27 protein-coding genes are annotated in these 25,110 nt (G+C 35.2%); 9 read left to right on the top strand and 18 right to left on the bottom strand.

Translation table 11 applies throughout. The features are described 5' to 3' along the window. Positions 1 to 35: 35 nt before the first annotated feature. Both ACQ5H4_RS01410 and ACQ5H4_RS01405 read right to left on the bottom strand, forming a co-directional pair. Positions 36 to 938: a protein-ADP-ribose hydrolase gene (locus ACQ5H4_RS01410; protein WP_430773189.1), complete on the bottom strand. Its 903-nt coding sequence runs from the start codon at positions 936 to 938 to the stop codon at positions 36 to 38. Positions 939 to 950: 12 nt separating this feature from the next. Continuing rightward, the gene (locus ACQ5H4_RS01405; protein WP_430773188.1) at positions 951 to 1,796 is read right to left on the bottom strand and encodes an SIR2 family NAD-dependent protein deacylase; all 846 of its coding nucleotides are present in this window, start codon (positions 1,794 to 1,796) and stop codon (positions 951 to 953) included. A gap of 205 nt (positions 1,797 to 2,001) precedes the next feature. On the opposite strand from ACQ5H4_RS01405, the gene ACQ5H4_RS01400 reads away from it, so the two are divergent. Next, on the top strand, positions 2,002 to 2,361 hold the full coding sequence (locus ACQ5H4_RS01400) for a winged helix-turn-helix transcriptional regulator (RefSeq protein WP_430773187.1): 360 nt from the start codon (positions 2,002 to 2,004) through the stop codon (positions 2,359 to 2,361). Positions 2,362 to 2,991: 630 nt separating this feature from the next. On the opposite strand, the gene ACQ5H4_RS01395 is transcribed toward ACQ5H4_RS01400, so the two are convergent. Together ACQ5H4_RS01395 and ACQ5H4_RS01390 are read right to left on the bottom strand one after the other, a co-directional pair. Then, entirely contained in the window at positions 2,992 to 4,083 is a 1,092-nt protein-coding gene (locus tag ACQ5H4_RS01395; RefSeq protein ID WP_430773186.1) for an NAD(P)-dependent alcohol dehydrogenase, read from the bottom strand. Positions 4,084 to 4,149: 66 nt separating this feature from the next. Continuing rightward, entirely contained in the window at positions 4,150 to 4,434 is a 285-nt protein-coding gene (locus ACQ5H4_RS01390) for a DUF2798 domain-containing protein (protein WP_430773185.1), read from the bottom strand. 129 nt (positions 4,435 to 4,563) lie between these two features. Here ACQ5H4_RS01390 and ACQ5H4_RS01385 point away from each other — a divergent pair, with 129 nt between their 5' ends. Then, positions 4,564 to 5,424 carry a LysR family transcriptional regulator gene (locus ACQ5H4_RS01385; RefSeq protein ID WP_430773184.1) on the top strand — a complete coding sequence of 287 codons (861 nt, stop codon included), beginning with the start codon at positions 4,564 to 4,566 and terminating at the stop codon, positions 5,422 to 5,424. A gap of 145 nt (positions 5,425 to 5,569) precedes the next feature. Further along, complete coding sequence (locus ACQ5H4_RS01380; RefSeq protein ID WP_430773183.1) at positions 5,570 to 6,334, top strand: IclR family transcriptional regulator; 765 nt, start codon at positions 5,570 to 5,572, stop codon at positions 6,332 to 6,334. A gap of 64 nt (positions 6,335 to 6,398) precedes the next feature. Here ACQ5H4_RS01380 and ACQ5H4_RS01375 read toward each other — a convergent pair whose 3' ends face one another. From ACQ5H4_RS01375 to ACQ5H4_RS01340, 8 genes are all read right to left on the bottom strand, one after another. Continuing rightward, positions 6,399 to 7,493: an NAD(P)-dependent alcohol dehydrogenase gene (locus tag ACQ5H4_RS01375; RefSeq protein ID WP_430773182.1), complete on the bottom strand. Its 1,095-nt coding sequence runs from the start codon at positions 7,491 to 7,493 to the stop codon at positions 6,399 to 6,401. Positions 7,494 to 7,525: 32 nt separating this feature from the next. Further along, entirely contained in the window at positions 7,526 to 8,977 is a 1,452-nt protein-coding gene (locus ACQ5H4_RS01370) for an aldehyde dehydrogenase family protein (RefSeq protein WP_430773181.1), read from the bottom strand. Between the two features lie 425 nt (positions 8,978 to 9,402). Further along, entirely contained in the window at positions 9,403 to 10,518 is a 1,116-nt protein-coding gene (locus ACQ5H4_RS01365; protein ID WP_430773180.1) for a cupin domain-containing protein, read from the bottom strand. A gap of 80 nt (positions 10,519 to 10,598) precedes the next feature. After that, a complete protein-coding gene (locus ACQ5H4_RS01360) occupies positions 10,599 to 11,096 on the bottom strand; it encodes a DinB family protein (RefSeq protein ID WP_430773179.1) in 498 nt (165 codons plus the stop codon). Positions 11,097 to 11,098: 2 nt separating this feature from the next. Next, a complete protein-coding gene (locus ACQ5H4_RS01355; RefSeq protein WP_430773178.1) occupies positions 11,099 to 12,055 on the bottom strand; it encodes a fumarylacetoacetate hydrolase family protein in 957 nt (318 codons plus the stop codon). Positions 12,056 to 12,109: 54 nt separating this feature from the next. Then, positions 12,110 to 12,511 (bottom strand): riboflavin kinase, encoded by a 402-nt coding sequence (locus tag ACQ5H4_RS01350; RefSeq protein ID WP_430773177.1) that lies wholly within the window; start codon positions 12,509 to 12,511, stop codon positions 12,110 to 12,112. A gap of 73 nt (positions 12,512 to 12,584) precedes the next feature. Next, entirely contained in the window at positions 12,585 to 13,088 is a 504-nt protein-coding gene (locus ACQ5H4_RS01345) for a flavin reductase family protein (protein WP_430773176.1), read from the bottom strand. Positions 13,089 to 13,167: 79 nt separating this feature from the next. Next, on the bottom strand, positions 13,168 to 14,517 hold the full coding sequence (locus ACQ5H4_RS01340; protein WP_430773175.1) for an MFS transporter: 1,350 nt from the start codon (positions 14,515 to 14,517) through the stop codon (positions 13,168 to 13,170). A 326-nt stretch (positions 14,518 to 14,843) separates the two neighbouring features. Between ACQ5H4_RS01340 and ACQ5H4_RS01335 the strand changes: the two genes are divergently transcribed. Continuing rightward, entirely contained in the window at positions 14,844 to 15,917 is a 1,074-nt protein-coding gene (locus ACQ5H4_RS01335; RefSeq protein ID WP_430773174.1) for an LLM class flavin-dependent oxidoreductase, read from the top strand. A gap of 130 nt (positions 15,918 to 16,047) precedes the next feature. Then, the gene (locus ACQ5H4_RS01330; RefSeq protein ID WP_430773173.1) at positions 16,048 to 16,338 is read left to right on the top strand and encodes a hypothetical protein; all 291 of its coding nucleotides are present in this window, start codon (positions 16,048 to 16,050) and stop codon (positions 16,336 to 16,338) included. Between the two features lie 126 nt (positions 16,339 to 16,464). Here the strand turns inward: ACQ5H4_RS01330 and ribD are convergent, their stop codons facing one another. The 4 genes from ribD to ACQ5H4_RS01310 form a co-directional block, all read right to left on the bottom strand. Then, a complete protein-coding gene (gene ribD, locus ACQ5H4_RS01325; protein WP_430773172.1) occupies positions 16,465 to 17,556 on the bottom strand; it encodes a bifunctional diaminohydroxyphosphoribosylaminopyrimidine deaminase/5-amino-6-(5-phosphoribosylamino)uracil reductase RibD in 1,092 nt (363 codons plus the stop codon). Next, entirely contained in the window at positions 17,549 to 18,304 is a 756-nt protein-coding gene (locus ACQ5H4_RS01320; RefSeq protein ID WP_430773171.1) for a GTP cyclohydrolase II, read from the bottom strand. Before ACQ5H4_RS01320 ends, ribD begins: the two co-directional genes overlap by 8 nt. Positions 18,305 to 18,455: 151 nt before the next feature. Continuing rightward, complete coding sequence (locus ACQ5H4_RS01315; protein WP_430773170.1) at positions 18,456 to 18,884, bottom strand: DoxX family protein; 429 nt, start codon at positions 18,882 to 18,884, stop codon at positions 18,456 to 18,458. A 72-nt stretch (positions 18,885 to 18,956) separates the two neighbouring features. After that, positions 18,957 to 19,601: an alpha/beta hydrolase gene (locus ACQ5H4_RS01310; RefSeq protein WP_430773169.1), complete on the bottom strand. Its 645-nt coding sequence runs from the start codon at positions 19,599 to 19,601 to the stop codon at positions 18,957 to 18,959. A 208-nt stretch (positions 19,602 to 19,809) separates the two neighbouring features. Between ACQ5H4_RS01310 and ACQ5H4_RS01305 the strand changes: the two genes are divergently transcribed. From ACQ5H4_RS01305 to ACQ5H4_RS01290, 4 genes are all read left to right on the top strand, one after another. After that, positions 19,810 to 20,349 carry a helix-turn-helix domain-containing protein gene (locus tag ACQ5H4_RS01305; RefSeq protein WP_430773168.1) on the top strand — a complete coding sequence of 180 codons (540 nt, stop codon included), beginning with the start codon at positions 19,810 to 19,812 and terminating at the stop codon, positions 20,347 to 20,349. Between the two features lie 264 nt (positions 20,350 to 20,613). Next, positions 20,614 to 21,213: a cysteine hydrolase family protein gene (locus ACQ5H4_RS01300; protein ID WP_430773167.1), complete on the top strand. Its 600-nt coding sequence runs from the start codon at positions 20,614 to 20,616 to the stop codon at positions 21,211 to 21,213. Between the two features lie 129 nt (positions 21,214 to 21,342). Further along, positions 21,343 to 22,281 carry an aldo/keto reductase gene (locus ACQ5H4_RS01295; protein ID WP_430773166.1) on the top strand — a complete coding sequence of 313 codons (939 nt, stop codon included), beginning with the start codon at positions 21,343 to 21,345 and terminating at the stop codon, positions 22,279 to 22,281. A 170-nt stretch (positions 22,282 to 22,451) separates the two neighbouring features. Next, positions 22,452 to 23,186, top strand: coding sequence for an IclR family transcriptional regulator (locus ACQ5H4_RS01290; protein ID WP_430773165.1), 735 nt, complete (start codon positions 22,452 to 22,454; stop codon positions 23,184 to 23,186). Positions 23,187 to 23,268: 82 nt separating this feature from the next. On the opposite strand, the gene ACQ5H4_RS01285 is transcribed toward ACQ5H4_RS01290, so the two are convergent. Continuing rightward, positions 23,269 to 23,904, bottom strand: coding sequence for a nitroreductase family protein (locus ACQ5H4_RS01285; protein ID WP_430773164.1), 636 nt, complete (start codon positions 23,902 to 23,904; stop codon positions 23,269 to 23,271). Between the two features lie 107 nt (positions 23,905 to 24,011). Then, the gene (locus ACQ5H4_RS01280) at positions 24,012 to 25,082 is read right to left on the bottom strand and encodes an LLM class flavin-dependent oxidoreductase (protein ID WP_430773163.1); all 1,071 of its coding nucleotides are present in this window, start codon (positions 25,080 to 25,082) and stop codon (positions 24,012 to 24,014) included. Between the last annotated feature and the right edge of the window lie 28 nt (positions 25,083 to 25,110).

The following is a 25,110-nucleotide window of genomic DNA, read 5'->3' as shown; positions in this document are numbered from 1 at the left end:
TATTCAATTTCATTTACGGATTAACTTCTCCCCTTCTAGTAACCCTTGAAAACATTCATATAGTTTTGGAAGTCTCCATCGCTAAACACATTAAATATAATTTTCTCAAAATGATGGGAATGACTGTTTAGCCATTCATCCACTGTTTTTACTGCAATATTCGCTGCCTCTTGCTTAGGAAAACCAAATACACCTGTTGAGATGGCACAAAAAGCAATAGTTTTGATTTCATCTATTTGGTTTGCAAGTTCTAAGCAAGAAGTATAACAAGAGGCTAATTGATCTCTTTGTATTTTGGTTAGTTCCGTTCCATTAGGGACAATTGGTCCAACGGTATGCAAAACAAAATTTGCTGGCAAATTATAGCCTCTTGTAATTTTTGCTCCCCCCGTCTCCTCTAACTCTCCTTGGAGGGACATAACAGTTTCACAGTCTTCCCTTAGTTGTGGTCCTGCAGCGGAATGAATGGCGTTATCAATACAAGCATGTAAGGGTTGAAAACAACCTAACATATATTTATTTGCGGCATTTACTATTACATCTGCCCTTAATTGGGTAATATCACCTTGCCACAATATGAATTTATTCGAATGGATAAAAGAGTTATTAGGAGCTAAATTAAAAACCGTTTCAAGTTGTCCCACTCCTACAATCCCTTTTTCCTTTAATTCCGTTTGGAGTAGGGAGTCTAGTTTTTGTAAAAAATGTGTTCCAAGAGGTTTAGGTTCTCTAGCATTCAAAAGTCCCCTTAATAGTCTCCGTTTGTTTGTATATTCTTCAGGTAAATCAATTTCCTTTAAGTCACTATTTTCTTCCTGAAGAATTTTTATTAGTTCGTTCACGATCTGCTCCTCTTGATTTAAATAAAGGAGTGACGGTTTGTAGGTATTTTCTAAATGAATGAGAGAAGAATATTCTTTTAAAAACAATTGTGACATGTTTACTCCCCTTTACTTCATTAAATTTAGTATCACTTTTTGCATATCCTCGGTGAATGAAACTGTTTTTCCTTCCGTTTCTTTAAAACCCTCTGGTTCATTTTTATTTAATCGAACTAGGGTTGCCTTCTCGTTGTGATAGGTCATCCTTTCAAATGGATAACGAATAATGCCCGGTGTATTAAATCCAACACCTAATTCCATATATACAATGTCCTTTCCTTCAGTTTCTTGAAGGAAGCTCTTATAGGCCATGTCTAACTCATACCATTTTTCATCCTGTACAAAGTATTGATCCTTCCGAAGATTCACGTCCATCTTGCCACCACAAACTGGACATATAGGAACAAGGCGAGTAGGAATTTTACAATCATGTGTCTCTTCTATCATTTCTCTTACTAATGATTCGTTATAATATAACTTGTCATGGCAACCTTTAGCACATTGTAAGTAACAGTAATCCCCCTGTATTTCAAATACTTTATCTGATGGGAACCCTGCTTTTTCAAACTGACTTTCTACATTTGTTGAAAGTACGAAATATTTTTTATCCTTTACTAGTTGAAATAAATCCTTGTATAGTTTTGTGGCGCCAGTATCATATCGGTTCAAACTAATGTGTTTTGCCCAATATGCCCACTTCTCTTCTTCCGTTTCAAACGGATAAAAGCTAGAAGTATAAAGGTCGGTAAATCTGTATTTTTCAATAAAGGGGCCAAAATGGTCAGTGAAACGTTTCCCGCTATAAGTTAACCCTGCAGCTGCCGATAGACCGGCTCCACCACCTAATAGAATATAATCAGCTTTTTCGAGAGCCATTTTAACTTTTTCTAAACGGAGTTTATAACTGTTTTTCATCTATATTTCCCCTTACTTTGTTCTGTGATTTTAATTTATTATTTCTAAAACTAACCATAAATTTATTAATCTTTTTTTTAAAAACGCTTGAATTGACATTGTATAAATGCAATCATAAAATCATGATAAACGCTTTACTAACTAATTAAAAGTAGGCACCTTAAGGTTGTATAGTAACCTTTTAGTAACTAATGGAGGTTGTTTTATGGAAATTAATAAGGAATTGCCTCTCTGCCCTGTGGCAACTACGGTAGGTTTAATAGGCAATAAGTGGAAGTTGCTAATCCTTCGTGAATTATTAACTGGTACGAAGCGATTCGGTGAATTAAGAAGTCGTATAACTGGGATTAGCCAGAAGGTATTAACACAGAACTTACGGTCTATGGAGGATGATGGGATTATCGAACGTAAGGTTTATGCCGAAGTTCCACCAAGAGTTGAATATTTTCTTAGCGAGTTGGGTGATTCTTTGAGACCAATAATCGATGTAATGGCTGATTGGGGATTAGGGTACCAAGCATTGGTAAACAATAGCTCTGACGAAAAGAAAGTCAATGATTTGTAACATGACAAAGCCCTTCGAAATTCATTAAGAGTTCTGTTTTCGGGTACTTTCTTAATTAAAATACACAAGTAAAGACGTATGAATACGTCTTTTCTTTATTTATTACCGTTTCTACGAGTTCCCATTTACTTTGACCTAGAAATGACATCATTATTAAGATGGACAATGAGTATTGTCCAATTAATAAAGAGGGTCCGCATTTATCGGTTGGGGAACAGGTTAAGCACCCGAGCTGATAAATAGACGGAGAGATTCCGCCTATTGGCTCGAAAAATTCGAAAATAGGCGATTTTGCTTTGCATAAGCGTAAAAACTCCCCTTATTTACCCCCAAACGAGGCTCCATTTTGCATCTAACCGGAAATTCTCCGCTTACTTTTGCTAGTTACTCAATTAAGGACAAAACATCTTATTTATAAAGGAGTTAGTTTTATCTCAAAAATCAAAAAAACTCATTTTGATGCAATACGGTGGACCGTTTCACATAATAAATAAACTCGCCAATTTGGCGAGTTTTACTTTTTTATATACCCATAATGATGCCAATACGACTGTCATTTCGGTACGTATTTTAAGAAAAGCACTTCAAAAACGGAACTCTATACGAAATTCGAAGGGCTATTTTTATTTCCTATTTACCTATTTTAACTATAGGTTTAATGGTCACTCCAGTCTTCGAATCTTCAAATGCTTTGTTAATGTCTTCAAAATCATAGAATTTCACCAGTTTATCAAAAGGAAATTTCCCTTCTTTGTAAAACTGTACTAAGCGTGGTATATGCAATTGTGGTACGGAATCTCCTTGAACGGTACCCACAATACGTTTCCCTTCCATTAAGATATCGTTTGTGAAGTTTAAAGTAACATCTCCACCCATACCTACGATTGCTACAGTACCAGAAACTCGTAAAGCATGAATAGATTGCTTAATTACTGGAGTTGCCCCTGTCGTCTCAACAGCATAGTGAGCACCACCGTCAGTGATTTCTTTAATTACTTTAACTACATCTACTTCTCTACCATTTAGTATATGGGTCGCACCAAGTTCTTTGGCAAGGTCTAAACGACTTTGGTGAAGATCAACAACAATAATATGTTTTAAACCAATGATTTTAGCTGCCATTACAGCACTCAATCCAACAGCTCCTCCACCAAAAATAACAATGGATGTACCCGTTTCAGGTTTTAAACTATTTAATACCGTACCACTTCCTGTTTGAATTCCACACCCCAATGGGCCTAATAAGGCTAAATCGACATCTTTATCGACTTTCACTACATTGTTTTTGTTTGCAATAGAGTAAGTAGCAAACGAAGATTGACCAAAGAAAGTTGAAAGTGAATGATCGTGCTGATGTAATCGGTTAGAGCCATCTTTAGACTTCCCCCCAAAGTTAAGCTCAACCGTTCTTTCACATAAATTTTGATGACCAGTTAAACATTGGCTACATTCCCCACAATAAGAATATGAAAGAACCACATGGTCTCCTGCTTTAACTGTAGTAACACCGGAACCAACTTTTTCTACAATGCCTGAACCTTCGTGACCTAATACAGCTGGAAAAGGAGCTCCATTTCCTTTTATTGATTCTGCATCTGTATGACAAACTCCAGAAGCTACAATTTTTATTAATACTTCATCTGCTCCTGGAGCCATTAACTCTACATCCTCAATTTTTAATTCTTCTCCGACATTATGTGCAACTGCTGCTAAAATTTCCATCCCCAAACATCCCCTTGCTGAACAACGCTATTTCATATAGTTCATTCATTTGTATTATTAATATTACTACCTGTTGTTTCGTTCTCTAACCAGACAACTATTCTCTACTTCTAATGGTTTTTTTTCTTCAAAATTAATCTTTTCCATTAGCTTATGAATGATTTTCGGGAAAAAGTAAGCCCCGAAAAACGCACAAATAAAAGCCTGTGACCAAGTTTTAAACCATGTTGATAAGAAAGTTTTATCAAAGCCACTATTTAATGAGACTAATATGAATGTGATAAAAAAGGACATACAAAAGGCCATTAAAATGGCAAAAATAATATTTTTGTATTTAACATGTATGGTCAAATATATAAATACCTCCTTTTCCAAGAAATCTTTTTAAAGTAGATATATATTACCATCTGCATTTACATTAGTGAAACGAATAATTATAATGTAAACATTAGAATTTCTAATATAAAGGAGTTAGAAATAGTGAATTCGTATTATGCATTTATCAAAGCCATTGAAACAGGCAGTTTTACAAAAGCTGCTGAGCAACTAGGCTATACTCAATCTGCCGTCAGCCAAATGGTCCTTTCGTTAGAGCAGGAACTATCTACTACTCTTATTTTACGTTCGAGAAAAGGCATTTCCTTAACACCAGATGGCGAAGAGTTTTTACCTTATATAAGGAAAATCTGTAATTCACATAGAGAACTTATTGAAAAGCTAAACGAGATGCAAGGGCTACAAAGTGGGCTTATTCGAATTGGTACATTCTCGAGTGTAACATGTCATTGGTTACCTGGATTTATTAAAGATTTTAAGGAAAGATATCCCTCCGTTCAGTTCGAATTACATCAAGGGAACTATACAGAAATATCTAATTGGATTATAGAAGGAACTGTTGACTTTGGTTTCGTGAATTCTAGTACAGTATCAAACCTAACTGTCACTCCTCTGCAAGAAGATGAAATGATTGCCGTTTTTCCAACAAATCACCCTTTAGCAAAATACAGCAGGATTTCATTGAAAGAATTAACAAATGAACCATATATATTATTAAATGAAGGAATAATAAATGATCCATTAACCTTTTTTGAACAGAACCATTTCAATCCAAACATTCAATACGAGGTACACGATCCTTATGCGATTATGTCAATGATAGAACAAGAACTTGGTGTATCTATTTTACCGAAACTTCTATTAAACAGATGTCCGTATAAAATAGTGTCTAGACCTATTTACCCAACTGTTGTTCGAACCATTAGCCTTGCTTACAGTGATAAAAAAGTGCTTCCAATAGCAAGCAGACTTTTTATTGATTATGTAATTAATAAGTTTATATAAGGAGATTTAAATGAATTTACTTAAAAACCGAATTTATTTGTAAGGTAGAAAAATTCTTATATTAAATTGTATAATGTATTCATCAGTGTTATGGGATAGATGTTCAGTACTTTATTATCCAATAAAGTTTATAAGGAGAAATAAAATGACCTCGGAAGAAATAACAAGTCAAGGGATTCAATCAGTTGAAGTGGGCATTGATATACTAAAAAAAATTGCTGGAGCAGGGAAACCTCTTACAATAACTGAAATTGCAGTATTATGTGATACATCAAAAAGTAAGTTACATCGATACTTAACAAGTTTCATTAAAACTGGGATATTGGATAAAAGTCAGGATGCCAAATATACACTTGGAACAGAATTAATTCTGTTAGGTTTAAAAGCCTCACAAAAACTTAGTATTCAGGATATTGCTGCGCAACATTTATTAGATATAAAAGAAATACTAAATGAAACTGCTGCTCTAGCTATTTGGGGAGAAAATGGTCCATTCTTTGTAAGGTGGGAAGAAAACAATAGACCAATAAATATTGGGATCAAATCTGGTTCCCAAGTTAGTCTAACAACAAGTGCTACTGGAAGGGTATTTGCAGCATTTTTACCCAATAAAAAAATTGAAAAGATAATTAACGAAGAACTTGCTAATTCCTCTATCACTCAAGAACAATTTCAAAACATTATTGAAATAACAAAAAAAGACAGATTTTCTTTTGTTAATAGCTCCTTTCTCCCTGGTATTAGTGCCCTTGCTTGTCCTATTTTTGATAGTTCCTCTAATATAGTTGCTGCCCTTACAGTAGTTGGACTCGAAAGCACATTAGATACATCAGATAATTCCAAAGCTGTCCAATTATTAAAGGAAAAGGCAAATCTTCTCTCTAAACTATTGGGTTGGAATGAACAGTAAGTATTTTTGAATTAAATGCAAAGGGAGTTGCTCGTCTTTGGCAACTCCCTTCTCAATGGTTTAACTACATAGTCAACACCGGTTTAATAGTGGTACCTTCTTTTGTATCACCTATTGCTTTATTGATTTCTTCAAACTTGTAAAATTTTATCAATTTGTCAAATGGAAACTGGTCAGCCATATACAAATGAATCAATTGCGGTATAAATACTTTTGGTATACTTCCACCTTGATGTACACCTACAACCGATTTAACATTTATTAACATATCCATTACATCTAAATGTACATTCGTCCCCATTTTAGGTGCACCGATTACAGCCACTTTTCCCATTGGTGCTAAAGATAGGGTCGCATCCCTAAGAACTTCTGGTACCCCTGTAGATTCAATAGCAAAGTTTACACCTTTTCCAGTGATCTTTCTTACCTCCTCAACTACATTCACTTCTCTAGAATTGAGGACATGTGTAGCACCAAGCTCTTTTGCTAACTCTAACCGTGATTCATGAATATCCACAACGATTCGTGTTGTACAACCTGCTACTTTAGCAGCCATGAGTGCGCTCATGCCTACCGTTCCGCTTCCAAAAACAATAACACTTGACCCAGGTGTTGGCTGGAATACATTCAATATTGCACCCGCCCCTGTTTGAATCCCGCATCCAAGGGGTGCTAATAAACTAAGATCCACACTTTTATTTACTTTAACCACATTTCGTGCATTTGCAACAGCATAAGTGGCAAATGAAGACTGTCCAAAGAAGGTCGATAAGTTTTGATCGTCTTGATGCAAACGATAAGTTTTATCATCCATTCTTCCAGAGAAATTCGCCTCTAAAATATCTTCACAAGCATAGGAATGACCAGTGAGACAATAGTCGCAATGACCGCAGGATGCATAGGACAACACGACATGATCTCCAGGCTCTAAACCTTTAACATCTTCCCCTACTTTTTCAATAATTCCAGCCCCTTCATGTCCCAGAACGGCTGGGAGAGGAACTGGAAGGAGTTGATGTTGCGCAGAAATGTCTGTATGGCAAATGCCTGATGCAACCACTCTAATTAATACTTCACCTGATTTTGGATTATCTAATTTAATTTCTTCTACCTGAAATTCTTGACCGGACTCATGAACAACAGCGGCTTTAATTTTCATTATTTGTTTCCTCCCCCTTGATTATTATTTTTTTACTTTAAAGAACGAATGGCATGATAATTAACATAAGCAGATAATGTGGATTCCCCAGAAAGCTCTCTTCCAATTCCGCTGTCTTTAACACCACCAAACGGCATTCCTAAGGATAAGGATTCAAAACTATGAGTATTAATAAAAGTTGATCCTGATTCAACTTGTCTCGCTACTCCTAATGCTCTCTCAAAGTCACTTGACCACACGGATGAGCCAAGACCATACTCTGAATCATTTGCCAATTCAACCGCCTCACTGATTGTTTTATAAGGAACGATCGGAATGACAGGCCCAAATTGTTCACATGATACTATAGGAGACGATTGAGTTACATCCTTAACAACATGAGGTAGGATATAATATCCATTATCCCATCCATCAGGATCTAACTTTTGTCCAAGTTCCCTTACAGTAGCTCCACTTTGTTTTGTTTTCTCAATCAGTGACTTTACAGAATCAAACTGCTTCTTATTATTTAAAGGTCCAAAAGATGCTAGTTCATTTAGTCCGTGTCCCACTTTATATTCATCTACAAATTCACAGAATGTATTGTAGAATTTATTAATCATATGTTCTTGAACATATATTCTTTTTACAGCAAAACAAATTTGACCACTTCTCGTATAAACTCCTTTTAAAAGCTTTGGAATGATGTTTTCTATTTGAACATCATCAAGGATGATCGCTGGGTCATTTCCCCCTAACTCTAGGGTTAAAGCTTTGAAACTATTTGCCGAATTAATAGCAACCGCTCTCCCTGTTGCTGTTCCACCTGTAAAAGCTACTTTATTAATTAATGGATGCTGAGTTAAGGCTTTACCAACTTCTGTATCCCCATGAATAACATTTATTACTCCATCAGGTAGAACCTCTGCCATTCGTTGAAGTAGAATACTTAAAGCAATTGGTGCTGTTGGTGAAGGTTTTATGATTATTGTATTTCCTGTAACTAAAGCAGGAGCTAACTTCATCATTGTTAAGATGATCGGCATATTCCAAGGGACAATTGCAGCCACTACACCCTTTGGTACTTTTTCAACACTGATCCAACTATTTTCATCACTACTTTGTTCAGGTTTTAAATAATCTTCACAAATACTAGCGTAATAATGTAAAACTCCATTCCCTAAATAAAAATCCGTTTCAGCTTCCCATAAAACTCCGCCATGTTCCTTTACTAAGAGAGGCTTTAACTCAGACATCGAGTCTTCTAATACTTTTGCTGCAGCCATTACTAATTGGACACGTTCTTGCACGTTTACTTTTTTCCATGATAAAAATGCTTTATGTGCTGCTCTCACCGCTCTATCAACATCTTCTATAGTCCCCTGAGCTACTTCACCCACTATTTCATTTAATTTTCCTGGGTCGCGGACTACAAAATACTTTTGAGTATGTACTTCCTGGTTGTTAATTAATAAGTTAACCTTTTTTTGTGTTGTAGCTGTCACTATTCATTTCCCCTTTCAATTAAAGAAATTTCTCCCTTTTTTAACAATAAGTAAGTTGCCCCCAAAACTATAAAACTATTAAGCTTACATCTTTATTAAAATTTTTCCACCCTAATGAAGCGCTTACAATAAATGAATACCTAATTAAAATAACATTCTCCCTTTGTTCACGATTAGTAAACTACATATCTTAATTGTTCCTCTCTTTTCCATCATAAATAGTGTAAAAATATTTGTAAATATATTTTTCAGAAAATATTAAATATTTTTCTGGAGTGAAAATATAAAAGAGTTTCCGAAACTTATTGTAAACTCATGGGTCTTGAATGAAAGAGAATGAAAGATTCTCCATTCCCTTTCAGAATTATACAATTGAATATGTTAATGTAGTACCTATTCTGCGGTTAAGGCTGTGTTATCTATATTTATACCAATACCACAGGTTTAAACTCACTTTTTATCTCTTGGTGTCCGTTATTATTTTCATAAACGACTTCTTGTTCTAGTTCAAATTTGTCCATTATCGGTAAATCATTCACAGAGAAGAAGAACGTATCTTCTAATGCAACATGTTCATGTACTGCCCAGTTAGGAATAATAAAATAATCGCCCTTTGACCAATCAAAACGAACACCATTGATAATGCTGTATCCTGATCCTTTAAACACTTGATAAATAGTTGAGTGTGTATGTCTATGTGCTTTTGAATGAAATCCCTTAGGTAGCTTTTGTAACCATGCGCCGATATTTGGATTGGCTGTTTTTCCTGTAGATGGATTGATATATTCTACTGCATAACCATCATATGGATCAGGCTCAAAGCGAGATAATCCTTCAATTGCTTTCAATGTTTGATTCCATTTATAAGCTCCAAGTGGTGCTTTCTTAGGATGACGATCTGAAATTGGTCGTACCATCCCACCTTCATAGCGGTGTGCTGTATAGTTATCAGGAACTCTCGGTTGCTCAATCCTTTCGGGATATGGTTCAAAGAAAGTCCCCCCCATCATATAAATGGTCGGGATATCTAACACATCCATCCATATCATTGGCTCTGTACCCTCATGGCCGTGTCCATGCCATAGATTTTTAGGAGTAATAACAAAATCCCCTTCTTCCATGAAGATACGTTCTCCTTCAATTATCGAGTATGCACCTTCACCGTGCGTTACAAAACGTAACGCATTTTGTGTGTGTCTGTGTGATGGAGCCACTTCACCTGGTTGAAGAAGTTGCACTGCTGCATAAAGGGTTTGAGATGTAGATGCCCATCCCCAAGGTTGACGATAATCCAATCCAGGGTTCTGTAGATAAATCGCCCTTCTTTCTCCTCCTCTATCAGGGGTGAAAATTTGTGCTGCCTCGCCAAGCTTTTTCTCAAGTAAATCCCATTTCCAAAGGTATGCTTGTGCGTGTGGTTCTGGCTTGTGATGCATCAACTCTGGAATCGCTTCCCAAAGTGGTCCAAGGTTATATTGGCGAATATCTCTAGTAAAATCTTGAACAATATTACTCTTAAAAAAGTCATTTTTTTCAGCCATATTCCTTCTCCTCCTAATTAATTGATTATGAACCTTCCCGAGGGCATGTTTTGATTTTCTTTTCCCTAGAGTTTTCTTAATTACTTATTAACTTTTGATAAGTTACGTTTGATTTGCCCTAGATGCTTATTTACATGTTCTACAAGTAAATGATCAACAATGAATGATATTGGCTTTGTACCAAACCTTGGATTCCGACTTGTAGCTTCCAAATTTATATTGTCTCTATTTAGTTTAGTAAGTGTTTGCTCAATTTGAGGTTTTACAGCTTTTAATTCCTTTAGTACTTCTTCAATTAAAGTATTTTCTACCCTACTCGAGCTTACCGCAGCTAAACGCCCTTCATCTTGCAGACCACGGCCCCACTCCACATTTTTATCCTTCAATATTTGCTCTATTTCACCAAGCCAATATGGGGTAGCTTCTACAACATGAGTTAAAATTTGCATAATTGACCATTCATCTTCTGAAGGGTTCCATCGAATTACATCATCTGGTAACCCTTTTACGGTCTCAATGATTTCATCGATTGACTGGTTAATAGATTTAATAGAGTGATTCACACTGACCATTTCCATTCCTATTTCACCTCTATAGTCTTTTTCACATTTGCTATACTGTTTTCTAATACACCTATTCTGTCAATTTCTATTCTTACAACGTCTCCATCTTTTAAGAACACTTGAGGATTACGGGCCACCCCAACCCCACCAGGAGTACCAGTTAAGATAATATCCCCTGGTTCTAAAGTCATAAGGTTTGATAAAAATTCGACTAAATATTGAACTGAGAATACTAGGTTTGCAGTATTTGAGCGTTGACGTTCCTCTCCATTTACTGTTAACACTACTTCTAAACCAGATGGATCTTGAAGTTCGTCAGACGTCACGAGCCATGGCCCCATAGGTGCGCTTCCTTCTACCGTTTTACCTTGTAGCCATTGAATAGTACGCCGTTGAATATCTCGGTATGTTATGTCATTTACAATTGTATAACCGGCTACATAATCAAGAGCCTCATCTTGTGTTACGTTTCTTGCTCTTTTTCCGATTACAAATGCAAATTCGGCTTCATAATCGAGCTGTTCAGAAATTGGGAAAAATGGGATATCATCATGTGGCCCAATTATGGTATTTGCAAATTTAGCGAAAACTACTGGGTATGCTGGTAATTCACGTCCCATCTCTAAAATATGCTCTCGATAATTGTGACCTACGCAGATCATTTTTCCTGGAGCAGGAACAGGAGCTTCTACTTTTACTTCATCTAAGTTATAAATGAGTCTGTAATCATTAAATGAAATTTGTTCTAAGGCATATTCAATAGCCTTTTCAGCTAGTTTAACGCTTTCATTTCCTCCTTGTAAAAATCCAGTCATATCCTTTGGAACAAATGCATGAGCAATTTCTTTAGCACGTATTTTTCCTTCCGCTGTAAGCAGTGACCTGTATGCAACATGTAAATCAATTACTTTTTCATTTACCAGTGCGCCTACTCGTTTCTTGATACCTTCGTAACTAAATGTAATTAGTTTCATTTTTATATCCTCCGATTGGTATGATAGATTCAATTAATACTAATGGAGTTAACATTAATGACTTAATTGAAGTAATTTTTCATTAAATTGTTTAACATCCTCATTTATTTGATGTATTAGCTGAGACTTTGAACCAAAAGCTCTTTCTTCTCGAATAAAGAATAATAACTCAACTTCCAATTCCTCACTATAAATATCTTTATGAAAGTCTAAAATATGAACTTCATATGAAACCGTGTTGTCATCCTTAAAAGTTGGTCTTACACCTATGTTCATGACTCCAAAGTAAGCTTTTTTGTTATGATAAACTTTTACCCCGTAAACACCTTTTTTCTGAGAGTCATTATTTCTAGGATGAACTACAAGGTTTGCTGTAGGAAACCCAATAGTCCTGCCAATCTGATGACCTTTTACAACCATACCTTTAATTAATGCTAAAGCTAGATTATTAACCACCATTTTTCACCCTTTTCGATTAATTTTTTCTCTAATATCTAGAGTGTAAGAAGAGTAAAAAAATGTTGTATTCTTATTTTAAAATAGGATAGAATTCAGTCGGTATAGCTCCAAAATGTCTGCGGTGATAAAGCATAGGTTCTTTATTATCTTTTTGTATATTTACTACTTCACCAACTAAGATGGTGTGATCTCCGGCTTCAATTGTTTGATATGTTTTACATTCCAAAACAGCATATGCTCCTTCAATGATTGGAAGCTGGTTTTTTGATAAATTCCAATTACAAGTAGAAAATCGATCTACATTTTTGCTAGCAAATGTCTTACAAAGCTCCTGCTGATCTCCCGCTAAAATATGAACAGCAAATTTACCTTCATTAACAAATGCACTAATGGTCGACACTCTATGGTCAATAGACCAAAGAATCAAAGTAGGATCAAGCGAAACAGAAGCAAAGGAATTCACCGTTAGCCCGACTGGTTTACCATCTTGGTCATTAGTTGTAACAATTGTTACACCAGTAGGATAATTTCCCATTACCTCTTTAAAAAGTAGTTGATCTTCAGAATTTTCCATGATTTTCTCTCCTTAAAATTTAAGTTTTTATCACTCATGAAGGGTAAACATGATAACAAAACCATCAAATTTAATATTTTTATTGTGTATTAGTAAATTCGCTTTCTAATGTTATTAAACTGGTATTATATCCTTCAGAATATCTTTCTTGTACAAAGAAAAGGGCAATTGCTCCTATCATTCCCGGAATAGCAAAGGCGAGGAAGTTTTGATAGTAAGGAAGGTTCATACTAAATAGATACCCTCCCATCACTGGACCAGCAATCGCCCCTAATCTACCTACCCCTAGTGCCCATCCAAGACCACTTGAGCGTATTTCACCCGGGTAGTATTGAGAGATATAGGAATTACAAATAATCTGCGTACCAATTGTACAAGCACCAGCGATACCTACAAGAACATTTAAAATAATAATGTTTTCCAAAAATCCTATAAGTGTTAAAGACACTCCTGCTGTAATAAAAAAGATAATTAGTACAGTCTTAGCATGCCATTTATCTGCCATCCAACCACCGAAGATTGCTCCTAAAACCGCTCCGAAATTCAGAACAAGTAGGAACATCAATCCCGAACCGACTGGTAATCCAGCACCAGTCATTAAGTTAGGCAACCAAGTGTTAAGACCATAGATCATCAGAAGACACATAAAAAATGAAATCCAAAACATGACCGTACTAAAAGCCCGACCATTTTTAAACAACTTAACCACTGGAGCCCCCGGATTTGAGATAAATTCCTCAAATGTCTGATTTTCACTACGTGTGTAATTAGGATCAATCTTTTTTAAGATAGAGTCGATATTACTTGGATCTTTCTTACGTAATAAAAATCGTGGTGATTCTGGTAAGGTTTTATAAATAAGTGGTAGAAGTAATAAAGGCAGGGCACCAACAAAAAATAATACCCTCCATCCAAATTGGCCCATCAAAGCAATTGCTAAGCCTGCAGAAATCATTCCTCCAATTGAATAACCACTGAACATAATGGAAACCAACATACTTTTTAAAGACTTCGGTGAGTATTCTGTCATCAAAGCAACTATATTTGGCATAATCCCCCCTAGTCCTAAACCTGCAATAAACCGGAATATTCCAAATCCGGTTGGACCATTCGTCAATCCAAGCAAAGCAGTAAACAAACTGAAAATAATAATACATATGAGGATTACACTTTTTCTACCGATTTTATCGGCTAAAGGACCAAAAATAAGAGCGCCAAGCATCATCCCAAATAAAGCAGCTCCTCCTAGTAATCCTGCCTGTGTAGAAGTTAGAGCCCAATCATCCATAAGTACAGGCAGTACAGATCCATAAATGACAAGATCATAGCCATCAAATATCATGATAAAGGCACCCCAAAATAATACTGTGGCATGGAAGCGGTTAAATTTTGATTCATCAATGATTCTTGCGGGATTTATTGAGTTCATACTTTACCCCCAATTATTGATTATTTGAGATTTATCTGATGGCTTCTCTCTGTTGACTACGCTTACATAAATTGACCAAATAATTACACCCCCTTATCTTATTGATTCGCAATTGGTGAATTATGTTAACAATATGTGAATATTAGTTTAGTGCATCATAAGATCATTTGTAAAGTAATTTTCAGAATTTTTTACTCTAAATATGAATCTTCAGAATTTTTATAAAAAATGTCTTTACAACATTTATAATTATTTGATACTGTTTTAGTAACGACACGTGAACAATAGTCACTAATCGTTAACAAATAATCAATGAGGTGAGTTTTATGAAAATTGGATACTTTACTTTGACTGATAACCCAATTGAATATGGGGATACCAGAAAAAATCCAAACCAAATGATCCTAGATTTAACAGAACAATGTATCTATGCTGAAGAGCTAGGTTTTAACTCTGTTTGGGTGCCTGAACATCATTTCAGTGCATTAGGAGTATTACCTTCTCCTTCCATGTTCCTTGGTCATGTGGCAGCTAAAACTAATCGAATCAAATTGGCCCCTGCAACAGTACTACTTCCAGCAAGTCATCCTATTCGCATGGCAGAAGAATACGCTTTATTAGATTTATTAAGTAATGGTAGGGCAATATTTTCTGCTGGACGTGGATATGATAAACGTGAGTACGATGTTTTTGGAATTGATTTCAACAAGAGCCGTGATCTCTTCTTTGAAGGTTTAGATATTATTCAAAAAGCATGGAGACAAGGTACCCTATCTTTTGAAGGTACACATTTCTCATTCCCAGAGATCGAACTGACACCTAAACCGGTGCAAAAAGAATTGCCTATTTATGTAGCCGCTTTCAGTAGACCTTCTATTGAAAAAGCAGCAGAAATGGGTGAGCATGTAATCTTCGCTCCATTTGCAGCAAACATGGTTTTTGGATCAATGGAAAATGCAATTAATACATTTAACGAACTATCAAATAAGCATGGTTTCTCAGGTAAAAAAGCAAGTTGCTCTTATTTCATCAATGTTACAGATTCCGCAGAAGAAACAGAAAAAACAAAACAAAGAATGTTAAAGTACTTTACTGGTTTAGTTCCTGCATTTCCTGATGACCCAACTAAAGCTCCACCACATATTCGATACTTTGCAGAAATAGTTGAAAATCTGAAAAGTATGACAACAGAAAAACTAAGCGATAAGAGCATTATTGTTGGGGATGCCGAATATGTTACAGGAAAATTAAAGGAAATGGAAAAGGCTGGATTAGACGAAGTTATTTTATATTTTGACTTTGGAGGTCTTTCTCACCTTGAAACAATGAAGTCAATGGAACGTTTCGCGACGAAAGTAATGCCCCATTTTAACCAGAAGGAAGAATCATTAGTTAAATAATCTTTTGAAACTGTCTCTAAAAAAAGGTCTGTTCTTTCAATTAATCTATTATAGTTAGGATTAGTTTGAAGACCAGACCTCTTGAGACATCTATTTTCTGATAACTATTAAGAAGGAAGGTCCTTGGCTAATGACAATTAATAAAAGTAAAATAGAAGTTGCTCAAATCCATTTACCTGACCTGCAGTTTATTCGTTATTGTGAAAAAGAATTTAATGTTAATAGAGGTATCTATAATACTATTGATGAATGGTTGTTTAATTATGGACTTAAAAATCTTTTAGTTAGACGAGAAGCTACTCTTTATTTTTTACAAAATCTAAATGAAAAAAGAATAGCGAATAATACTACTAAAATTAGATTTGGTAGTGGCGGACTTACTTATTACCTTACTGAATTTTGCGAAAAAACATCTATCTAAACCTTTCCTTCAGTGATCATAAAAGATAGAAAGCACACTATGTTTTCAGTGTGCTTAATAAAAAATATACTTTGTACAGGTTCTAATAGAGTATTAATAACAACAGGTTTATCAGCAACATTTCTCTCAATTATAAATCGGATAACCGACAAATTTATAATCAATCCCAACTTGTGTAATCATTGAATCTGAAAGTTCCACAGCATCCTTCATTTTATGTAATCCTGTACCACCCAAAAAGGAGGGTGACAATCTACCACCTATAAGCTTTGGAGCCATATAAAGAACGACTTTATCAATTAATTGGTGCTCAAAGAACGAAGCATTAATTTCTCCCCCACCTTCAATTAGTAAAGAAGACACAAGCCACTCACCTAATGTTTCTACCACATCATTTGGGTTCACTTGCTCCTTACCCGTTGTATGGAACACATTGATTCCCATGGTTTCAATAGTCTTTTTCTTTTCTTGATCATAATTTTGACTAGTAAATATCCATGTCTCAGCCTTTTGATCAGTAATAACCCTTGATTCCAGTGGAATTTTCAATTGGGAATCCATTATGATTCGAATCGGATTACGTCCATTAGGGATACGAGCTGTTAATTCTGGATCATCCTTTAATACCGTGTTCACTCCAACTAAAATCGCCATGTTCTCGTTTCTGAGACGATGTACATCTTCTCTAGCTTCATCTGAGGTAATCCACTTACTATCAGAGGAATGAGTTGCAATTTTCCCATCGAGAGTAATTCCTGACTTTAACGTGACAAATGGTATTTTCTCGACAATAAACTTGTTAAATACCTCATTCATCTTCTGGGATTCCTTTTCACGAATCCCAATTTCAACTTCTATACCAGCTTCCTGTAGTATTTTTACTCCATTTCCTGAAACGACTGGGTTTGGATCAAGCGTAGCAATAACCACCTTCTGAATTCCTGCTTCTACTATTGCTACTGCACAAGGGCCTGTTCTGCCATGGTGCGAACATGGTTCTAATGTTACATAAATAGTGCCTCCTATTGCTTTCTCACCAGCCATACGAAGAGCGTGAATTTCAGCATGAGGTTCTCCTGCCTTTAAATGCGTACCAACCCCTACCACCCTATTATCATTTACAATAACCGAGCCCACTAATGGATTAGGATCGGTTTGACCTTTCATTGCCTTTGCGTTTTGTAAGGCCAAGTCCATATAAAATTCATGACTAGTCATTACAGCAAGTCCCATCATCTTCTAGATGACCAGATTTGTTTATTTTTGTCTGCAAATATTTCTCGTTATATTCGGAAATATCTCCCCACAATGGCTTTCTTTCCGAAACTGTAAGCCCAGCATTCTTTAATGCTTCTAACTTTTTAGGGTTATTCGTCATCAGAGTCACTGGTTTTGTTCGAAGTGCCTTTAATACTTGAATAGCATCTGAATAGTTTCTAGAATCATCTACAAAGCCAAGAGCATGATTAGCTTCTACAGTATCGTATTCATTTTCTTGTAAAATATAAGCCATTGCTTTACTAAATAGTCCAATTCCTCTACCTTCATGATTGGCTAAATAGAATAATGCACCCGTCCCATGGTCTACAATCATTTTCAATGATTGTTTTAATTGATATCCACAATCGCATCGCTTACTACCAAATATATCACCCGTATGACAGATGGAGTGCATTCTTATAATTGCATCCTCTCCGTATGAAAAATCACCATATGCTAAAACACTAGACTGTTGTAATTCAGCTAAGTTAGCAGAGGACAATTTCTCAATAATTCGCTCATAATTCTCTGTTACTTCGTCACAATTCAGCCAGCAATACCATTGGAATACCACAGTTTCCCCATATAAATTAACAGGTAGACGAATCGGTCCGACCAGATAAATTGCCCCTTTATCCGTTTTTATTAACTGAATTTTATCCTCTAGAACTGAAAGGACTTTAGAATCAAACTTTGTTGGTGTCATTAATCTTACTCCCTCTTACTTTAAATGTGATGTTAAACTTATTATTTAATAAATAGGTTATTTTCATTCTCATCGTAAATTTGTACAGTCAAATAGATAAAGCACTACTCCAGATAATATAGGAGTAATGCTTTATCTCATCATATTTACCTTAGTTTAAAGATGTTGTTTTATCAGTCTTTTGACCTTTAAAAATAAGTTGATCTAGTGCATAAGCTTTAGACCCAGTGATAGCAATCGATACTGCCATCGCTAAAAACGCCAAATCCAATTCATAACCAGCCATTTGACCATTTCCTAAAAATCCAACTGCTAATTTCACTTTAAGGGTTGCACCGATCATTAGAAGGGCAATTAAGATTGAAACCCATCTAGTAAATAGTCCAACAACTAATGCTAGCCCTCCCACAACTTCTATCAAAGCAACACCATAAGCTAGAAAACCTGGTAACCCAATACTGCTAAACCATCCAACAATATTTTCAATTCCTCCCTGAAACTTAACTAGTCCGTGAATAAAAAAGGTAATTCCTAACACTACTCGTAAAATTACAACACTCAATTCAAATTTATTTTCCATTTTCTTTCCTCCATGTTTAGTTAATTTTTGATTATCTTGGTTATTATTTTGACGTAGCTCTCTAAATTGAAGCTAATTTTGTAAATCAGCAAGAATCCAATTGATAAAATCTTCCTGGTTTTTTATTGAAACCGTATGTCCTTCTGTGTAGGATTTAAAGGTAACTTTAGCATCTAGTGCCTGGAAAAATCGATTACTTTTTAATCCCCATTCATATGGAAGAACATTGTCATATTCCCCGTGTGAAATAAACAAGGAAAGCTGATTCAAAGGTTTTGAAGAAAACTCTTCCTTAACAAATTCGGGAATATATCCACTAAGAGCAACAATTCCTTTAATTCGTTTTCCTAATGTTAAACCAAGTGTCTTAGATAAAATCGCTCCTTGGCTGAATCCAAGCAAATATATATATTCTAGATCTACCGGATATGTGGCGGTGGCATAGTCAATAAAATTAGTCAACTGACTAATAGCTTGGTCAAACACTTCCCTATGTGGTTTTCCATAGCCTTGAATGGTAAAATAGGCAAATCCCGGTGGTTGGGACAAAGGACCTCGAATACTAAAAATATAAAACTTCTCATCTAACCCCTCGACAACTGGCAGCATATTTTGTTCATTACTACCCATTCCATGCATGACAAAAATAGCAGGATATTTTTTATTAGGATCAATATAAGATGGTTTGCGTAGTTCATATAACATAGGTGAGTTCAAAATACTTCCTCCCTTCTGATAGATGTTTTATATAGAGATAAAGTATTCTTATAAGAAAACGAAAGGTCAAAAAAAATTAAATATGCACTTGTTTACTCATATGAATACTTGTTACTTATAAGATAACAACAAGTACTATAGTATGTCAACGTTTTTTTTGCTACTATATAAATATGTTTCATAAAAGAAAACACTTGAGGTGATTTAATTGGATATTGGAACCAAAATTCGAACCATAAGAAATAGAAAAAAAATTACTATTACACAAATGTGTGAAGCTACAGGTCTTTCAAAGGGTTTTATTAGCAATGTTGAAAACAATAATACATCACCTTCTATTAATACATTAAATACAATTGCAAAATTTCTCGGTGTCCCTCTTCCCTATTTATTGTTAGAAAAGAAACAGCATATGCGTGTGGTTAGAAAGGATAAAAGAACTAATTCTTCTTTTAATAATTTAAAGATTGAACATCTAGCCTCTAAGGGTGGACTGAGAACGATGATCGTCGAGTTTCCACCCGGAGCCTCTATTGGAGAACCTCATGCACATGAAGGAGAAGAGTGTCATTTAGTTTTGGAAGGAAAAATCTTGGCTGAACAAGGTGAGGATTCATTTATTATAGCAGAGGGTGATTCCTTTAGTTGGAATGCGAGTGTGCCACACTTTGTGAAAAACATTGGAGATAACAAAGCTGTAGTATTTATTTCTATTTATTCAGAAACTGAATTGAAGGATATATTGTAAAATAACAAGGTAAGGGGAGCTGAATAAGCTTCCCTTTTTTATTTCTCCACTATTCCATCCACCAAAAACACTCGCCACTTGAACCCATTTTTTACAATTATTCAAAAATAAAAGTACCTATATTAGGGATTTTAATTTTTATAGTTTCTTTATTTGACACTAAACTCTTTAATCTCTATAATCAGTATTGTTAATACAAAGGAACAACCAAGAATTAGTACAAAACTAAGTTTAATAAGACTAAAATAAAAGGAGAATTTAAAAATGAAATTTGATCCTAAAAAAACAGCTTTATTAATTGTTGATTTACAAAATGATAATTTGATTAAAGGTGGTAAATTCGAAACTTCTGGGGCTGTAGAACATGCTGAAAAACAGAATGTCGTTAAAAATATAAAGAATATATCAGAAAAAGCGAGAGAAGTAGGAATCCCTGTTTTCCATAGTCATTTTGTTGTAGAAAAGGGTGCAAAGGGAATCGGTGAGAAAGCTCCAATTTTTAGAGCAATTGCTGAGACTGAAAGTATAGTTAGAGGAACTTGGGGAGCAGCACCAGTAGAGGGAGTGGAACCTAAAGAAGGTGATTTTGTAATTGAAAAAGTTCGTATGAGTTCATTTAATGGTACGCCATTAGATACCTTACTAAGAGGATTAGGTGTAGAAACGATTATCGTTACAGGCGTATGGACTAATATGGCTGTAGAACATACTTGTAGAGATGGTGCAGATTATGGATACAATGTCGTAATTGCAACCGATGGAACTTCAACAATTAGCGAAGAATGGCAAGAAGCAGCATTAAACTACGCTATGAATAATATAGCTACAAAAATGACTTCTGAAGAGATAGTTAATAATATGTAATAAAGGTACTTACAAAACGGCTCATGCTCTAATGGAGTGACTAGGGCCGTTTTTATGTTTATATTAATAAATTTTCAAAGGATACAAGACCATTTAGATGTAATTGAATATAAAACTGGAGGAGAAATAATGAAATTTTCAACTTTAAAAAAGACTGACATTCGTATCTCTAAAATAGGATTAGGTACAAATGCAGTTGGAGGACATAATCTTTTTTCAAATTTAGATGAAAACCAAGGGAAAGAAATGGTTAGTCACGCTATTGATAAAGGAATAACATTTATTGATACTGCCGATATTTACGGTAAAGGACGATCTGAGGAGCTAATTGGTGAAGTACTAAAAACTAAAAATCGTGAAGACCTCGTTATCGCAACAAAAGGCGGCAATGAATGGTTCGAAGATGGTACTGTTCGTACAAATAATAAGCCAGAATATTTAAGAAAAGCTGTAGAAAATAGCTTATCTCGCCTTAATATAGACTATATTGATCTATATTATATTCATTTTCCAGATAATGAAACCAATCTAGCTGATTCAGTTGCTGAACTATCTAAATTAAAAGCTGAAGGCAAAATTCGTGCAATCGGTATTTCTAATGTTACTTTAGAACAGCTAAAAGAAGCGAACCAGACAGGTGAAATAGTTGCCCTACAAGCAGCTTATAACATGTTTGAACGAAGTGTTGAAAAGGACCTTCTTCCCTATTGTTTAGAAAACAATATCTCATTTATTCCTTATGGTCCATTAGCTTTTGGTCTGTTAGGAGGAAAATATACAAAAGACTTTAGATTAACTGAAACTGACTGGAGAAACTCAGTTCCCCTTTTCCAAGGAGAAACGTTTATAAAAACTTTGGATAAAGTGGAACAATTAAAGGATTTAGCTTTTATAAAGGGAATTTCCCTTTCTGATATGGCTCTAGCTTGGTTATTAGCTCAGGAGGGTGTAGAAGCTGTAATACCAGGTGGAAAACGAGCAGATCATATTGATACTAATTTAGGTGCCAGTGACATTAGTTTAACAAAGGAAGAATTAAATGCAATTGAAGTTATTTTGAATAAATAAAAATTTAAACGACTAAAAGGCTGTTGCACTGCTGAGCAATGGCCTTTTAGTCGTTTAAGTCACTACGTTACTACTTTATCAGTCCTGTTAACTATATATTGAAAATAACTAGTCAGATGATTATAATCATTACGAAATGAATTATGTCGAAGTTAAAAGGAAGAATTCATATGAATGAAGTTGGCACGTTAAAAAAAGGGATAGACATATTATGGCTAATAATTGAAAGAGGAGACCTTTCAGTACTAGAAATTATGGAATTACTCCCTATAAACAGAAGCACTACATATCGTTTAATAAATACTTTAGAACTAAATCATTTAATCCAAAAAACTACTAAAAATACTTATGAAGTCTCAAGTCATTTGTTAGAAAAATTATTTAGTCATGATAATAATTTAAACTTTGACTTGGATTTAGGTATCATACGAGTTGCAGAGGAATTTAAAGAACATACTGGGGAAACTATTTTTGTTGGTGTTTTAAATGGTACTAAAGTAGTTGCTACACATATTATTCCTGGAAGTTATCCTACTAGAACACACTATGGAAAGGGAGAATTAATTCCAGCTCATCTAAGTGCGGTAGGGAAATGTATACTAGCCTTTCAACCATCAAAGATGCTGGATACTTTTAAAAGCCAATTTATAAATGAACCACAATTTCATTCAGATGCATGGTTTAAAGAACTTGAGAGAATAAAAGAAGTTGGTTATGCCATTGATGATGAAGAAGCTGAGGTTGGTGTTCGCTGTATTGCCGCTCCAATATGGAGAGATGGACGTGTGATTGCAGGAATTGCTATTTCAGGTCCGTCCGTACGGGTGTCTAAAGATAAGGATGAGGAAAATAGTAAAATGGTCATGCGATTTTCTCAAAAAGTAACTGACAGCTTTAAAGACTAAAAAAGCTCTACTCATTAAGTAGAGCTCCCCTTTTTATGCTAAGTGGTCTAATTCAATAGACAATTCAAACTTTTATAATCTATTATTTATATCCATTAAAATTAACGAACTCTCCTACAGGTTTTCGATATCCACGTGGACGGACTTTATCAGTACTTTTACCAATTGTAATCATCATCACAGGCAGTAAGTGGTCTGGGATATTAAACTCTTCTCTTAACTCCTCTATGTTATGAACATGCATTGGACAAGTATCGAATCCAAAATATTTTGCACTCAACATAAATAACATGGCATGAATCCCTGTATTTCGAACTAATTCCATTCCAAGTTTGTTGGAATCAGATTTTAAAGCATCACTAAAGTCTTTAATTTGATTTATTGTCATTTCGTATTCTAATTCATCTATGATTTTCAGCATTTTCATCGGTGCATATATTTTTTCAACTTCAGTTATTTCAATACTGTTTTTATTTCCCATTACAATAATAACAGCACTCGCAGTTTGAATCTTATATTGGTTATAGCTTAGTTCTTTTACTCTTTGTTTTTTATCTTTATCCGTGATCACCATGTAATCCGTATATTGCAAGTTATAAGCACTTGGTGCAAGCTTTGTTAATTCAAATATTTTTTTGAAATCTTCTACTGTCATTTCTACATCTTCCCTAAAATTCATTGTGGAATGACGGGAAGTTACTAATTCTTCAAAACTCATGTTGTGTTTCTCCATTTCTCTTGAAAATTAATTTATCTATTATTTTCATTACATTATTAGTATATAATGGATGTTTTAAGTTTTTTATTGTAATTGTGTTAATTCTGTTAATTTCTTAAGTTTTTATTCAGTTCTTTTCGAACTGCTGGAGCTATCTCGGTAGCCAATAACTCTATACTTTGAGCTACTTTCTTAAACGGTACACCACCTATATCAAGCTGAGCAAGAAAACGTTGATGTCCGAAAAGCTCATATTGGCGAAGTATTTTCTCGGTGACTTGTTGTGGACTGCCAACAAATAGGGCTGTGTTCGGGCTTGCCATTTGTTCAAAGTCTTCTTTTGACATTCTAAAACCCATTCCTCGCTGGCGATTAACATACTTCCAATAATTTGAATAATAAGGATAGAATTCGTCTTTAGCAGTTTGACTGGTCTTTGAAAAATATCCATGACCGGCCACAGCGATTTTCAGGTCATCCTTAGTAAATCCAGCCTCAGCACCTGTTTTGCGATATAAATCAACAAGCGGCTTAAATCGGATTGGATCTCCACCAAGTATTACGGCAGTCATACCAACACCTAACCTGCCAGCACGGGCTGCACTTTCTACTGTACCTCCTACACCTACCCATATCGGTATATCCTTTTGGAATGGTCTTGGTGCAATTTCAGCATCCTTCAAAGCAGAACGAAAATGGCCGTGCCATGTAATTCTCTCGTTTTTATTAAGTTTTAAAAATAGATCCATATGTTCCGAGAACAAAGCATCATAATCATTTAGATCATACCCAAAAAGAGGGAAGGATTCTACAAACGCTCCCCGGCCAGCAATGATTTCTGCTCTTCCATCTGAAAGCATATCTAATGTTGCAAAATCTTCGAATAGACGGACAGGATCAACAGTACTTAACACAGTGGTTGCGCTTGTTAGTCTAATTCGCTTCGTTACTTGAGCTATAGCAGCCAAAACAACAGGGGGTGCGGAAGTTGCATAATCTAATCGATGATGTTCTCCCACACCAAATACATCTAGTCCAGCATCATCTGCGAGTTTTGCCGCTTCAATTATTTCCTTCATTCTTTGTTGGGCACTAATTATCTTTCCAGTATGTGGATCTGGACCTATATCCCCAAGTGTATAGAGCCCAATTTCTATTCCTTGATCCTCTCTACGCATAGTAATACATTCCTCCAGCTAAGCTTTT

The sequence above is a fragment of the Bacillus coreaensis genome (genome assembly GCF_050586445.1).
In the GTDB taxonomy this organism is placed as follows: Bacteria; Bacillota; Bacilli; order Bacillales; family Cytobacillaceae; genus Robertmurraya_A; species Robertmurraya_A coreaensis.
The sequence above is the reverse complement of the archived record's forward strand: the minus strand, read 5'-3'. Positions and strand labels throughout refer to the sequence as shown.

Bases quoted from the DNA above. Each gene is read 5' to 3' on its own strand.
- ACQ5H4_RS01285 (WP_430773164.1), bottom strand. From the start codon at position 23,904: ATGAGTTTTGAAGAATTAGTAACTTCCCGTCATTCCACAATGAATTTT.
- ACQ5H4_RS01365 (WP_430773180.1), bottom strand. From the start codon at position 10,518: ATGGCTGAAAAAAATGACTTTTTTAAGAGTAATATTGTTCAAGATTTT.
- ACQ5H4_RS01410 (WP_430773189.1), bottom strand. From the start codon at position 938: ATGTCACAATTGTTTTTAAAAGAATATTCTTCTCTCATTCATTTAGAA.
- ACQ5H4_RS01380 (WP_430773183.1), top strand. From the start codon at position 5,570: ATGACCTCGGAAGAAATAACAAGTCAAGGGATTCAATCAGTTGAAGTG.
- ACQ5H4_RS01395 (WP_430773186.1), bottom strand. From the start codon at position 4,083: ATGGAAATTTTAGCAGCAGTTGCACATAATGTCGGAGAAGAATTAAAA.
- ACQ5H4_RS01300 (WP_430773167.1), top strand. From the start codon at position 20,614: ATGAAATTTGATCCTAAAAAAACAGCTTTATTAATTGTTGATTTACAA.
- ACQ5H4_RS01340 (WP_430773175.1), bottom strand. From the start codon at position 14,517: ATGAACTCAATAAATCCCGCAAGAATCATTGATGAATCAAAATTTAAC.
- ACQ5H4_RS01360 (WP_430773179.1), bottom strand. From the start codon at position 11,096: ATGGAAATGGTCAGTGTGAATCACTCTATTAAATCTATTAACCAGTCA.
- ACQ5H4_RS01295 (WP_430773166.1), top strand. From the start codon at position 21,343: ATGAAATTTTCAACTTTAAAAAAGACTGACATTCGTATCTCTAAAATA.
- ACQ5H4_RS01375 (WP_430773182.1), bottom strand. From the start codon at position 7,493: ATGAAAATTAAAGCCGCTGTTGTTCATGAGTCCGGTCAAGAATTTCAG.
- ACQ5H4_RS01280 (WP_430773163.1), bottom strand. From the start codon at position 25,082: ATGCGTAGAGAGGATCAAGGAATAGAAATTGGGCTCTATACACTTGGG.
- ACQ5H4_RS01355 (WP_430773178.1), bottom strand. From the start codon at position 12,055: ATGAAACTAATTACATTTAGTTACGAAGGTATCAAGAAACGAGTAGGC.
- ACQ5H4_RS01405 (WP_430773188.1), bottom strand. From the start codon at position 1,796: ATGAAAAACAGTTATAAACTCCGTTTAGAAAAAGTTAAAATGGCTCTC.
- ACQ5H4_RS01320 (WP_430773171.1), bottom strand. From the start codon at position 18,304: ATGACACCAACAAAGTTTGATTCTAAAGTCCTTTCAGTTCTAGAGGAT.
- ACQ5H4_RS01345 (WP_430773176.1), bottom strand. From the start codon at position 13,088: ATGGAAAATTCTGAAGATCAACTACTTTTTAAAGAGGTAATGGGAAAT.
- ACQ5H4_RS01290 (WP_430773165.1), top strand. From the start codon at position 22,452: ATGAATGAAGTTGGCACGTTAAAAAAAGGGATAGACATATTATGGCTA.
- ACQ5H4_RS01400 (WP_430773187.1), top strand. From the start codon at position 2,002: ATGGAAATTAATAAGGAATTGCCTCTCTGCCCTGTGGCAACTACGGTA.
- ACQ5H4_RS01335 (WP_430773174.1), top strand. From the start codon at position 14,844: ATGAAAATTGGATACTTTACTTTGACTGATAACCCAATTGAATATGGG.
- ribD (WP_430773172.1), bottom strand. From the start codon at position 17,556: ATGACTAGTCATGAATTTTATATGGACTTGGCCTTACAAAACGCAAAG.
- ACQ5H4_RS01315 (WP_430773170.1), bottom strand. From the start codon at position 18,884: ATGGAAAATAAATTTGAATTGAGTGTTGTAATTTTACGAGTAGTGTTA.
- ACQ5H4_RS01330 (WP_430773173.1), top strand. From the start codon at position 16,048: ATGACAATTAATAAAAGTAAAATAGAAGTTGCTCAAATCCATTTACCT.